The organism is Pseudomonas qingdaonensis, assembly GCF_018398475.1.
GTDB lineage: Bacteria > Pseudomonadota > Gammaproteobacteria > Pseudomonadales > Pseudomonadaceae > Aquipseudomonas > Aquipseudomonas palmensis.
Genome location: NZ_CP074676.1, coordinates 3,338,478 through 3,350,838 on the forward strand (window position 1 = coordinate 3,338,478; position 12,361 = coordinate 3,350,838).

At 62.6% G+C, this 12,361-nt stretch carries 8 protein-coding genes and 1 pseudogene; 5 read left to right on the plus strand and 4 right to left on the minus strand.

Annotated features, from left to right (window positions below):
- Window positions 1-81 precede the first annotated feature (81 nt).
- The 4 genes and pseudogenes from KH389_RS15165 to KH389_RS15180 all read left to right on the plus strand — a co-directional run bounded on the left by KH389_RS15165 (window position 82) and on the right by KH389_RS15180 (window position 6,043).
- Window positions 82-2,529 (plus strand): TonB-dependent siderophore receptor, encoded by a 2,448-nt coding sequence (locus tag KH389_RS15165; RefSeq protein ID WP_213605770.1) that lies wholly within the window; start codon window positions 82-84, stop codon window positions 2,527-2,529.
- A gap of 80 nt (window positions 2,530-2,609) precedes the next feature.
- A pseudogene (locus KH389_RS15170) lies at window positions 2,610-3,740 on the plus strand (PepSY-associated TM helix domain-containing protein); the annotation flags it as partial.
- An 812-nt stretch (window positions 3,741-4,552) separates the two neighbouring features.
- Window positions 4,553-5,185, plus strand: coding sequence for a hypothetical protein (locus KH389_RS15175; RefSeq protein WP_213605772.1), 633 nt, complete (start codon window positions 4,553-4,555; stop codon window positions 5,183-5,185).
- A 549-nt stretch (window positions 5,186-5,734) separates the two neighbouring features.
- Entirely contained in the window at window positions 5,735-6,043 is a 309-nt protein-coding gene (locus KH389_RS15180; RefSeq protein WP_213605773.1) for a DUF3077 domain-containing protein, read from the plus strand.
- 126 nt (window positions 6,044-6,169) lie between these two features.
- Here KH389_RS15180 and KH389_RS15185 read toward each other — a convergent pair whose 3' ends face one another.
- Window positions 6,170-7,138 carry an AraC family transcriptional regulator gene (locus tag KH389_RS15185; RefSeq protein WP_213605774.1) on the minus strand — a complete coding sequence of 323 codons (969 nt, stop codon included), beginning with the start codon at window positions 7,136-7,138 and terminating at the stop codon, window positions 6,170-6,172.
- Between the two features lie 103 nt (window positions 7,139-7,241).
- Between KH389_RS15185 and KH389_RS15190 the strand changes: the two genes are divergently transcribed.
- Window positions 7,242-8,489: an MFS transporter gene (locus tag KH389_RS15190; RefSeq protein WP_213605775.1), complete on the plus strand. Its 1,248-nt coding sequence runs from the start codon at window positions 7,242-7,244 to the stop codon at window positions 8,487-8,489.
- Between the two features lie 94 nt (window positions 8,490-8,583).
- Here KH389_RS15190 and KH389_RS15195 read toward each other — a convergent pair whose 3' ends face one another.
- The 3 genes from KH389_RS15195 to KH389_RS15205 form a co-directional block, all read right to left on the minus strand.
- Window positions 8,584-8,973 (minus strand): hypothetical protein, encoded by a 390-nt coding sequence (locus KH389_RS15195; RefSeq protein ID WP_152644126.1) that lies wholly within the window; start codon window positions 8,971-8,973, stop codon window positions 8,584-8,586.
- A gap of 128 nt (window positions 8,974-9,101) precedes the next feature.
- Window positions 9,102-9,968 (minus strand): transporter, encoded by an 867-nt coding sequence (locus KH389_RS15200; protein ID WP_043862995.1) that lies wholly within the window; start codon window positions 9,966-9,968, stop codon window positions 9,102-9,104.
- Between the two features lie 88 nt (window positions 9,969-10,056).
- Window positions 10,057-12,150: a PQQ-dependent dehydrogenase, methanol/ethanol family gene (locus KH389_RS15205; protein ID WP_213605776.1), complete on the minus strand. Its 2,094-nt coding sequence runs from the start codon at window positions 12,148-12,150 to the stop codon at window positions 10,057-10,059.
- Between the last annotated feature and the right edge of the window lie 211 nt (window positions 12,151-12,361).

The following is a 12,361-nucleotide window of genomic DNA, read 5'->3' on the forward strand; positions in this document are numbered from 1 at the left end:
ACTTGCACTTTCATCGACGCTCATCCGGCCTTCCCTCCCACAAGTTCAACTGAGTGTTCTGGGGAAGGAAACATGAGCGTCATGCAACGATCACACACCGCACTGGCCCTGGCGGCCCACCTCGCCCTGGGCAGCGTTGCCGCCTGGCCGCTCGCCGGCCTGGCCGCGCATGCGTCCAGCGAGCAAACCCGTGCCTATGACATCGCGCCCGGCACGCTGACCGAAAGCCTGGGCCGCTTTGCCAGCGCCGCCGGGGTGGTGTTGTCGTTCGATGCCGCGAGCACCCAGGGCCGCCGCGCCCCCGCCCTCCAGGGCGACTACAGCGTCGCAGGCGGCTTCGCCACCCTGCTGGCGGGCAGCGGCCTGCAGGTGGCACGCCAGGCCAATGGCGTGTACCTGCTGATCGCGTCCAACCCCGGCAACGGCTCGCTCGAACTGAGCGCGATCAACGTCAGCGGCCAGACGCTGGGCAGCACCACCGAAGGTACCGGCTCCTACACCACGGGCACCGTCACCATCGGCAAGAGTGAGCACAAGCTCAAGGACATCCCGCAAAGCGTCACGGTCATGACCCGCCAGCGCATGGACGACCAGAACATCACCAACCTGCCTGAGCTGTTCGCCAACGCACCGGGCATGACCTTTGCCAAGAGCCCCGGTACGGGTGGCTTCATCACCTCGCGCGGGTTCGAGATCGAATCGCTGCAGTACGACGGCGTGCCCATGACCCGCGGCATCTATGCGCTGGGCAGCTACCTCACCGAATCCACGGCCTTCTACGACCGAGTGGAACTGCTGCGTGGCGGCGCGGCCCTGCTGCAAGGCGCCAACAGCCCGGGCGGCGCGGTGAATCTGGTGCGCAAGCGCGGCCAGGCCAAGCCCACCCTGACCCTGACCGCACAGGCCGGAAGCTGGGACCACTACGCTACCCAGGCGGATGTCGGCGGCCCGTTGAATGAGGCGGGCACCGTGCGCGGTCGCGCCGTGGTCGACTACGACACCCGCGACTCGTTCATCGACCACGTTGGCGGATGGGAGCAGAAGGTCTACGGCGCCCTGGACTTCGACCTGTCGGAAAACACCACCCTGGGCGTTGGCCTCAGTGATCGCAAGACCCGCTTCACGCCCATGGTCGCCGGCCTGCCACGCTACAGCGACGGACGTGACATCGGCCTGTCCCGCTCGACGTACACCGGCTCCGACTGGAACCGCGGGCTGACCGAACAGTTGGCCCTTTACGTCGACCTGGAGCACCGATTCAACGACCACTGGAAGTTCAAGACAGCAGCGGTCGCGATCAACGAACGCAACGAAATGACGTATGCCTACATCGTGACACCCACCGGTGTGGCGAACGATGGCAGCGGCGTCGCCAACTGGCGCTATGCCACAGACTTCAATTCGCACAGCCGCGGCCTGGACCTGTTCATGGACGGCGACTTCAATGGCCTGGGTTTCGATCAGGAAGTCGTGCTCGGGGGCAACTACTCGCGCTACACCAGCGACAACACCATGGCCGTAGTACGCAGCGTAGGCGCCAACATCTTCGACCTGGACAACCACCTGCCGTACGAAAACTACGACAGCCTGGCGGCGCGCGGCACGCGCACCGACAGCCAGTACAAGATCGTGCAAAAAGGCATTTACGGCACCTGGCGCGTCAAGCTCACCGACCCCCTGACACTGATCCTGGGCGGGCGCACCAGCTGGTACTCCTACGAGTACGACTCGCAGATCTACGATCGCAATGCCTTCAGCTACCCCAGCGACAGTGACAAGGCCAACAATGGCGTGGTCACGCCCTACGCCGGGCTGGTCTATGCGCTGACGCCCGAGTGGTCGGCCTACGCCAGCTATGCGGACGTGTTCATTCCGCAGAGCGCCATCGGGGTGGGCGGCTCCACGATCGAGCCGATTACCGGCAGCAACTATGAAGTCGGCCTCAAGGGCGAGCTCAACGACGGGCGGCTCAACACCTCGCTTGCCCTGTTCCGTTACGACCACCAGAACCGCGCCGTCACAATGCTCAACACCGAGTCCCAGTGCGGGGGCTCGAACTGCTCCGAGGCATCCGGCAAGGTGCGCAGCCAGGGGCTGGAGGCTGAAATCAACGGTGAAGTGCTGCCTGGCCTGCAAGCGTCTGCCAGCTATGTCTACAACACCACCAGGTTTATCGAGGACAACACCTACGAAGGCAAGATCTTCTCCACCTGGACCCCCAAGCACACGGTGCGCATCTGGTCCGACTACACATTGCCAGGCGACTTCAACCGCTTCAGCGTCGGCGGTGGCTTGAACAGCCAGAGCAGCGCCGTCGCCTACGACCGCAAATTCGAGACGCCAGGGTTCACGATCTGGAATGCACGCATCGGCTACAAGGTCAGCGATGAGATCGGCCTGGCGGTGAACTTCAACAACCTCTTCGACAAGGTCTACTACATTCCGTCCTATACCGCAGTGGCCTCCAACAACTACTACGGCGACCCGCGCAACGTCATGTTCACCGTCAAGTACACACCGCAGTTCTGAGCAGGTTTCGGGCCCCTGGCATGGGTGTTCATGCAAGGGGCCCGTCGTCCTTCTTGCACTCCCCTGACGACGGCTGAGTCATGTCCAAGAAATCGCGCTCCAAGTTATGGTTCCTGATCCACAGCTGGCTGGCATTGCCGATCTGGTGCTTTGCCCTGCTCGTCTGCGTCACCGGTACCCTGGCAGTCGTCAGCCAGGAGCTGGTGTGGCTGGCAAAGCCGCAAATGCGTGCCAACCCGCCGACGCAAGACGCCCGCCGGCTCGACTACGACCAGATCCTCGCGGCCATTCATCGCGACCGCCCCGACCTGGACGTGCAGTACATCCTGCGTCCCGACCAGGACTCGTTCGCCCTGCAGGTCCAGGTGGTACAACCGGACCACAGCACCCGCAACCTCTATGTGAACCCGTACACCGGCAAGATCCAGGGGGTGAGCCCGGCGTTCGACGTGCGCGGCTTCACCCGTGCGCTGCACGGCTGGTGGCTGGTGCCCTTCGGTAATGGCTACCCCTGGGGCTGGTACCTGGTGTCATTGCTCGCCTTGCCGATGCTGGCCTCGCTGGTGACCGGGCTGGTGGTCTACAAGCGTTTCTGGAAGGCCTTTTTCAAACCGACCCTGCGCTTGAACCAGGGTGCGCGGATTTTCTGGGGCGACTTCCATCGCCTGAGCGGTGTGTGGTCGATCTGGTTCATCGCGATCATTTCGGTCACGAGCCTCTGGTTTCTGATCCAGGCCGTGCTAGCCGACAACCACATCTCCATTTCCAGCCGGCCTGCCATTGGCCTTGTCGCGAGGGAGACGGTGCCCCTGGCCGCACCTGGCGAGCAACCCGCGCGCATCAGCGTGGAACAGGCCATCGCGAATTTCTCGGCGCAGGTGCCCGGCTTCACCGCGAGCTTCATCAAGCTGCCGGGCAATGCCTATGACACCCTGCAGGTGCGCGGGCGTGGCGCCTATCCGCTGATGCAGCAGAGCGCGAACCTGAACCCGTACGACGGCAGCGTCATCACCTCCTACACACTGTCGGATCGGCGCGCGCTGGAGTTCATCACCGAATCCATGCGCCCGCTGCATACCGGTGACTTTGGTGGGCTGTGGCTGAAGCTGGTGTGGTTTGTCTTCGGCCTGCTACTGAGCGTGATGGTGCTCAGCGGCCTGCTGATCTGGAGCAAGCGCACGCTGCAGGCCACTGCAGCTGCGCTCAAGCGAGGCAAGGCGATCGAGGTGAGTGGCTCGCCGCTGCGGCGCTACTGGCTGAAATGGCGGTTTCATCTGAACGTGGTGCTGGTGGTGGTGCCCCTGGTATTTTTGCCCAGGTACTTCGCTGATCAGGCGTTGTTCAAGGGTGAGGCGGGGCTTGGCGAGCGCGAGATCGGGGAGGTTACGGTCGGGCCGTGGAGCCTGCGCCTGGCGGAGTTTCGCGCCCAGCCGCCGCGCAACGAAGGGCCGGCGGGGTATATCAAGAGTTTCAGCGCGGCCTTGTGCGAGGCCTGCATCGGCGAAGTGAAAGCGACCTATCTGCGCGTGGGCAAACCCCGCAGCCTACGCGCGGCGGGCGGGATCTTCTTTGGTTCGCCGCACAGCATGGGCACCTCGATTCCGATATCCCCGAAGACACCGGTGGATACCCTGCTGTGGGTGACGATGGAGGGCTGGGACGGCTCGGTGCACCAGGGCTCGATTGCGTTGAGCCAAGCGTCGCCCGCTTCGGTGGCGTGGTTGCAGGCGCAGGCGGCAGGGTCTCCGTGAGTGGCGGGGGCTCTACAAAACCTCAGCAGATGAGGCGCGTCTATTGGGTTCTCGGGATTTTGTACAGAGCCTAGAGGCCTTCGACTGGCTCCTTTTGGCCGAAAGCGGTCGTTTGTGAGTGGCAGCTATCGGCCAAAAGCGGTCATACGACGCGTCTACAAGCGGGGCAATTCAATTGATGAGGTTGATTTTGCCATTAGATAAATTTACAACTCTACCGTGCACTAGCTAGAATCAAGTAAACTTAAAAAAACCATGCCCTGGGCGAGCTCATGAAAAGTATCAACATTGCATATATCCTGTTCGGCTCCGTGCTTTCTTTAAAAGTGATGGCGAGCGGGCTAGACGTCGAGCACACACTAATTGAGCATCGCTGGTACACTTTTGAAGACGTGATAGAAAAGAGAAAAATATACAACAGGGTGGATATTTCGCGAGGGTACATCGAATACTATTTCGAGGGTGATGAATATAAACCCAAGCAGCCCGAAGAGAAATTGACGCCCCGTCAAAAATTCTATTCCAACCATGGCAGCGTTGGAACCTACGCGGCTGCTGATTATGAGACCGCGCTAGACAAGGAGTGCATAGATGTTGTCTCCGGTTCTTTAGGGTCATTTATAGGCGACTATGAAAACTCCAAAAGGCCTGATAGACAAAAATACAAGCGCACCGTTGTTGGCATAAAATCCTTAATGTACAAAGGCCCTGAGTATAACTTCAAGAGCCCTTCATCCTGGTCGCCTGCAGTGTTGCCCAAGAACAACAAAAGCCTTCTTTGTGAAATTTATGAAGTCAAGAGCAAAGAAAGTGATGTGAAATACATTGTTTATGCTGCTTCAGTGGCAACCGCTATGTTTGACGAAATTCATACGGCCCCATTGCCAGGTAACAAGGTCGAGTAATTAAAGGTCTTCGCACTCATGCTGCGGCGCCCACTGCTGCGGCATTGGCCGATTGCGGCCCTTCGTGAAGCTACTATGGGTTGTTAGCGGTCTTTCACCCAAGACCGCATACGGCCAGAATCTCTAGCTGCCGCAACAGACTGCAACGTATTGGTCAGCCTCAAGCGCAGGCCACTCTGCGCGCCTCAAACCTTTGAAATTCAAAAGCAAGCCAGATCGTCAAAATGAATGCATCAGCACTCAGACGGTAACGCCTCCTCCTTCCCTCTGCCAGAAACTTGAATCCCCACCCCAACCCCGTTAACCTTGCTCAGTCGCTGTAAATCCAGCGTCCAGGTTTGGTCACCTGAGATAAATCAAGGCGCACAAAGCGCCGCATCCGAATCAGTGGCGCTTTTTTGTGTCTGCTGTTTCGTGTTATGGCGGCTGTGCGTGGGGCGCATTCGTGCGCGCCGGGTTCCTTGATTCCCGGTTGACCAACCTGCGTACAGCCGCCACCCATCGTTTGGTCACGATGCTGGTCGGCTCCACCAATCAAGGAGCTGCACAATGACAAAAATCGTCCCTGATCCCCCACTCCCCAACACCCCGCGCAAACCCGCCTACACCTCCTTCGGCTGTTGCCACGGCGATCACCCTCCCCTGTTTTCCGTGCGCGAAGACATCAAGCTCGAAGATGCGCTGGTCTACCTGTCGATCATGATCCAGTGTGCAAGGGACACCACCGCACAAGCCTGCGAACGCGCCGATGAGCAGTTCAAAAGCCTGCTGATGGCCTCGCAACACTCGCTGGAATTGAGCAATGCGTTGATCGAGTCGGTGCTTGATGGCATGGAGGCCAAAGCGGTCAGTAGTTGATGACACAACACACGGGCCGCACACGCGGCCTATCGAAAGCAAAGAGGTGCGAGCGACCGCGTTCGGCCTTGTCTCAAATAGTGCCAAGGCCGCCCAAGATGGCCCACTCGCCCATCCCACTCAGCTTCAGACGACAGCCGACTGCCTCAACCTGCGACTCAACCCAGGCGTCTTACCCGTAACACGCTTGAACGCCCGACTGAACGCTGCCTGAGACGTATAGCCCAAACGCTGCGCGACCTCTTCAATTGGCAACCTTTCCAGCGTCAGCCACTGGCTGGCAAGCCGCATTCGCACTTCGGTGACGTAGCGCAGCGGGGTCATGCCAATCGTCAGTTGAAAACGCTCCGCAAAGACCGAGCGGGACGTATTGCATTGCTCCGCCAACTGCTCGACGGTCCAGTCGCGGCCCGGTTGTTGATGCAGCGCCAGCAGTGCACCAGCCAGCCGCGGATCGCGCAGGGCGGCAACCAGGCCGGAGGCGTTACCGCAGGCGCACTCGACCCAACCTCGAACGACCATGGCGGCGACCACGTCGGCCAATCGCGCGAGGATGCCGGCGAAGCCGATGCGTGCGGCGCTGACCTCGCGCTCCATGGTGGTGAGAATAGGCACCAGCCCTGGGTAACGCTGGCCGCCGGCATCGATCAGCATCAGGCCCGGCATCAGCTTGCCAAGGCCATGCAGGCTGCCCAATTCGAACTCCATGCAGCCACTGAACAAAAGCGTGGTCGGCATGGCGCCGACATCGGTTCCGGTGTCCACCGCGCTGACGGCGTCGCCCAGCGGCTCGCCGTCCAGAAGGTCGATTTGCTGCACGGGCACGTGTGTATCCGAGAGCAATTGATGGGCCGCGCCATGGGAGATGAAGACGGCGTTACCGGCGCACAGCGCATAGGTTGTGCCGTCTTCCATGCGCAGCACCGCGTTGCCGACCGCCAGGAAGTGGAACCAGGCATGCCCGGGTTTGGCAGCGAAGCCCAAGCCGAAGGCCGGGCCCGCCTGGATACGCCGGTAGTCGACACCGCGCAGGCGCATGCCGCGCAACAGCTCGTTGATGAGATCGGAAGAGAAGGCAGAGGGGTCCGTCGGCATGATTCAGGTGTTCTGGTCAAAAAATCGAGTTTTTCGATCATAGATCATCCGGTTTCTCGCGCCTAGACTGCGGGTCGCAATTGAAGATTGGGAGATCCGTGCAATGACTGACCTTGTTTGCAATGCCGTACCCGACAGCCGTCCCGGCGCCGGGCCGGATGCAGAACCTGCAACCCCCGCGTGGATGGCCGTGTTCTCGCTGGCCATGGGCGTGTTCGGCTTGCTGACCGCGGAGTACCTTCCGGCCAGCCTGTTGACGCCAATGGCGACCGAGCTGGGGGTATCCGAAGCGCTGGCTGGCCAGGCGGTAACGGTGACAGCCGTGGTGGCGCTGTTCGCCGGCCTGTTGGTGCCAGGCCTGACTCGCAGTATCGATCGCCGCTGGGTGTTGCTGGGATTTTCCACGTTGATGATCGCGTCCAATCTGTTGGTCGCCGTTTCCTCCAGTTTCGTGGTGCTGTTGTTGATGCGTATCTTGCTGGGCATCGCGCTTGGCGGGTTCTGGAGCATGGCGGCGGCGGTGGCGATGCGTCTGGTGCCGGGGGCGCTGTTGCCGCGAGCGCTCTCGATCATTTTCAGTGGCATCGCCGTCGGGACGGTGGTTGCGGTTCCGCTGGGTAGTTATCTGGGTGGGCTATATGGCTGGCGCAGCGCGTTCTTTGCAGCGGCGGCGGTGGGGGTGGTGACCCTGGCGTTCCAGTCAATCACGCTGCCGAGCCTTGCGCCGCGCCGCCCGGCACGCCTGCGCACGGTGCTTGAAGTATTGCTGCGCCCAGGCATTGCCATGGGGATGTTCGGTTGTGTGCTGGTGCACAGCGGCCACTTCGCGATGTTCACGTATGTTCGGCCATTTCTCGAAGGCACGACCGGCATTGGCCCGCAGGGGCTGTCGCTGATGCTGCTGGGTTTTGGTGTGGCGAACTTTGTCGGCACCCTGGTGGCCGGGTGGATGCTTGCTCGTTACCCGCTGGCCACCCTGGTGTCGATGCCCGCGCTGGTGGGCGTTGCGGCACTGGCGCTGGTCCTGTTGCCGGCGTCGGTGCCAGGGCAGGCCGTACTGCTGGCGGTGTGGGGCCTGGCCTTTGGCGGTGTGCCGGTGGCGTGGTCGAACTGGGTAGCCAACGCGGTCCCTGACCAGGCGGAAAGCGCCGGGGGCATGGTGGTAGCGTCGGTACAGTCGGCCATCGCCACAGGCGCAGCCGCGGGTGGGGCAATGTTCAGCCTCGGTGGCAGCGCAGGCGTATTCGTGGCGGCGGCCGTGCTGATGCTGCTGGCCGCGTTGCTGATTGCACTGCGGGTGCGAGTACCTTCGGTAGAGGGCGCTGTGCTGAACCGGTCGGCACGCCACTGATGATTCAGCTCTGCGGCGCGATCCGCGATAGCGCCTTGCGCGCCGCCCTCCCCTTGGTCGATACACGCCAGGCGACACGGCAGCGAAGAGTCGGTCAGCGGCCCTGGGGGCTATCTGCAAGCCAGTAATAGTCTGGCCAGTAAGGCCAGACATGGCGGTCGCGATGCACATGCTTGAGCGACAGGGTCTGGCCCGGGTGAAAGTGATCAGCCGGGTACTGACCTGACAACAGCACCGTGCGCGTTGTTGCGATCAGCGACTGGCAATAGTCACGCGCGGCTTTGTCGGCCCCCAGCACCTGACTGTGCGCAATTGAAAAGCCGAAGGCCGTCATCGGATGCCCGTCATTTTTCAGCCGGGTGAAGACAGGGGTCGGCTGCCGATACTCGGCAACGGGAACGATCTTGCCACCCAGTTGGCAGGCGAACTCCTGGGCCAACAGCGGTGGGCAGACAAGCAGCAGCAGGCACAGTTTGAGCTTCATGTTCACGTCACAGTTCAAGTGTCCGGCCCGGCGCGTGGCGACTGACAGGCCCAAGCCACGCAGTCTAAGCCCGGCCATGGCGTGTGACCACACCGGGTGCCCCTCACCCGGTGTGCGTCAGGCTCGCCTCAGTAGATATACGCCAACCTGAACTGCAGCGAATGGTCGGTCATCGGCCCCGAGCGCACGTCCACATCCCGCCAGTACTGCCCCATTACCTGCCACTGCTTGCCCAGCATGGTGGTCGCCGACAGGCCGACCGTGCCGTTGTTGTGGCTGGTTTCCAGGGTCTGCCCGTCCAGCGTCTCGCGCGAGCCCCAGTTGTGCCGGTACGACAGCGCCACCGAGGTGGCCGGGGTGAAGTTGTAGCGCAGGTGGTTGTGCAGCTGGATCAGCGGGTCACGGTGCGCACCGGTGTCGCGCTGCTCCTGGTAGAACTCGGTCTCGGCGATCACGTCCCACGTCCAGCGCTCGTTGAAGCCGTGCACATAGCCCACCTGGAAGTCCGCCGCCCAGCGGTTGCCGCTCAGGGCAAAGCCCTGGTTCTTGTCGGCGCCGGTGGGCGCGGTGACGAACAGCGACCAGCCCAGGTGGCGGTTGCGCTCCATGTCGGCCAGGCTCCACACCGTGGCGCCGAAGGTGATGTCGCCCAGGCCGCTGTTCTTCTGGCCGGTGGCGCCGATTTCCTGATGGCCGTAGGGGATGATGATCTGCGGGTCCCAGATCAGGCCGGTGTTGAAGAACTCGGTGAAGTGCACCAGACGCAGCACGCCCACGGTCAGGTCCAGGTCGAGGTTGTCGGCGGCGCGCTTGCCGCCCATGTACGAGCGGTCGATGCGCGGGTTCTGCTGGTACAGCAAGGCCAGGTCGGTGCCCGGTGGCAGCGCGGCATAGTCGCCGGAGTCGGGGCGTACATCGGCCAGCGCGGGGCTGGCGCACAGGGCAAGGAACAGCGAGCACGGCAATGCGCCGCCTTTGTGCAAAAGCGCTTTCATGGGGGTCACCTGTCTACCGGTTAATTGTTATTGGAACGGGTTGAGGCTGCCCCGCTCGCACGCCTGGCGAGCGGGGTCGAGGGGTGGCTTACTGCGCCGCAGTGGCGTCGGCGGCGGCGCGCAGGTCAAGGCTGCGCTTGATGATGTATTGCTGGATCAGTTGCATCTGCGGCATGTCCAGCACCCCGGCAAAGCTCGGCATGCCCTTGCTCATGAACGCACCGCTGACGATGCCGACGAAGGCCTGGTGCTTGTCCGGGCTCAGGTAGCGCAGGTCGGGGATCACCCCGCCGCTGGCGGCGTTGAGGCCGTGGCAGGCACCGCACATGCCGTTGAACAGGGTGCGGCCCTGGGCGATTTCATCCGCCGAGGCGGTCAGCGCGGGCACCTGCGGTGGCAGCACCGGCGCCTTGCGCGGCGGCGGCAGTTCGCCCTTGGCGCCAAGCTTGAACACCAGCACGCGGGATTCGGGTTGCACCTTGCCCTTGTCGGTCAGGCCGCCTGCGATCAGCGGCATGATGCCGCCCCAGCCGGCCATGAACGCCACGTACTGCTCGCCCTTGACCTCATAGGTGACCGGCCCGCCGAGCACGCCGGAGTTGGCGCGGTGCTCCCACAGCTGCTTGCCCTTGTCGGCGCTGAAGGCCATGACGCGGCCGTCCGAGGTGCCCTGGAACACCAGGTTGCCGGCGGTGCTGAGGGTGCCGCCGTTGCCGGACTCGACATAGTCGTGGGTCCAGGCGGCCTGCTGTTTGACCGGGTCCCAGGCAATCAGGTGGCCGCGCCAGGCGCTGCGGATCTGGTTGAGGATTTTCGGGTCTTCCGGCAGGTCGGGCACGTCCAGGCCGAAGTTCACCACCGACTTGGTCGGCAGGAACAGCGGCTTGTCGGCGGCCTTGAGTTCGGCCACGGTGTCCTGGGCCGGGATGTACACATAGCCGGTGTTGGGGTTGTACGACATCGGGTGCCAGCTGTGGCCGCCGAGGAAGCTTGGCTGTATCACCTTCGGCGCCTTGGCGTAGTCGGCCTGGTCGGTGAGGATGGGGCGCCCGGTCTTGGGGTCCAGGCCGCTGGCCCAGTTCACCTGCACGAAGTTGTTGCCCGAGATGAACTCGCCGTTGGTGCGGTCGATCACGTAGAAGAAACCGTTCTTGGGTGCCTGCATCAGCACCTTGCGGGTCTTGCCGTCGATCTGGATGTCGGCCAGCACGATCTGCTGGGTGGCGGTGAAGTCCCAGCGATCGCCGGGCGTCACCTGGAAGTGCCACACGTATTCGCCGGTTTCCGGGCGCAGCGCGACGATCGACGACAGGTACAGGTTGTCGCCCTCACCCTGGCTGCGGAACTGGTAGTTCCACGGCGAGCCGTTGCCGGTGCCCACGTACAGCAGGTCCAGCTCGGGGTCGTAGGACATCGAGTCCCAAACGGTGCCGCCACCGCCCCACTTGACCCAGCCATTGCCCTTCCAGGTTTTCATGGCCTTGGCCATGGCCTCGTTTTCCGGTGGCAGCGCCGGGTCGCCGGGCACGGTGAAGAAGCGCCAGGCCTGCTTGCCGGTATCGGCATCGTAGGCGGTGATATAGCCGCGCACGCCGAACTCGGCGCCGCCGTTGCCGATCAGCACCTTGCCTTTGACGATGCGCGGGGCGCCGGTGATGGTGTAGCTCTTGTTGGGGTCCAGAACGGTGTCGACGCTCCACACCTCCTTGCCGGTGGCCGCATCGAGGGCGATCAGGCGCCCATCGAAGCTGCCCACGTAGACCTTGCCCTGCCACACGGCCACACCGCGGTTGACCACGTCGCAGCAGCCCTGGCTGAGTTTTTCCATGGGGATCTTGGGGTCGTACTTCCACAGCGGCTTGCCGCTGGCGGCGTCGAAGGCATACACGATGCTGAAGGCACCGGTGGTGTACATCACGCCGTCGACCACGATGGGGGTGGCTTCGGTACCGCGATCGATGTCGAGCTTCTGCGTCCAGGCCAGGCCAAGCCCGGCGACGTTCTGGTCGTTGATGCGGGTCAGCGGGCTGAAGCGTTGTTCGTCGTAGGTACGCCCGTGGGCGAGCCAGTTGGCGGCGTCCTGGTTGGCGTTGAGCAGTCGGTTGGCGTCGATGTTGCCGGGCGTGCCGGCGTGGGCGAGCGTTGACACGTAGAGCACGGCAAGCGGCATCAAGCGTTTCATTTTTTATTGTTATCCCGTTCTGGGTGGATCAATGAGTGGCGTGGCAGGCCATGACGGGATTAGAGCAAAGTCGGAGGGGGTAAAGCGCTTGCGTGTGTGCCAGGTATTTTTGTGTGCGTGCCATATTGGTTTGCAGGCCCGGCCCCTTGGCCTGTAGGAGCCGGCCTTGCCGGCGAAGAGGACATGGCACGCTGGCCAGTCATGCCCCTTC

Coding starts and splice junctions, on each gene's coding strand:
- KH389_RS15205 (WP_213605776.1), bottom strand. CDS start 12,150: ATGAAACGCTTGATGCCGCTTGCCGTGCTCTACGTGTCAACGCTCGCC.
- KH389_RS15195 (WP_152644126.1), bottom strand. CDS start 8,973: ATGAAGCTCAAACTGTGCCTGCTGCTGCTTGTCTGCCCACCGCTGTTG.
- KH389_RS15200 (WP_043862995.1), bottom strand. CDS start 9,968: ATGAAAGCGCTTTTGCACAAAGGCGGCGCATTGCCGTGCTCGCTGTTC.
- KH389_RS15180 (WP_213605773.1), top strand. CDS start 5,735: ATGACAAAAATCGTCCCTGATCCCCCACTCCCCAACACCCCGCGCAAA.
- KH389_RS15165 (WP_213605770.1), top strand. CDS start 82: ATGCAACGATCACACACCGCACTGGCCCTGGCGGCCCACCTCGCCCTG.
- KH389_RS15175 (WP_213605772.1), top strand. CDS start 4,553: ATGAAAAGTATCAACATTGCATATATCCTGTTCGGCTCCGTGCTTTCT.
- KH389_RS15185 (WP_213605774.1), bottom strand. CDS start 7,138: ATGCCGACGGACCCCTCTGCCTTCTCTTCCGATCTCATCAACGAGCTG.
- KH389_RS15190 (WP_213605775.1), top strand. CDS start 7,242: ATGACTGACCTTGTTTGCAATGCCGTACCCGACAGCCGTCCCGGCGCC.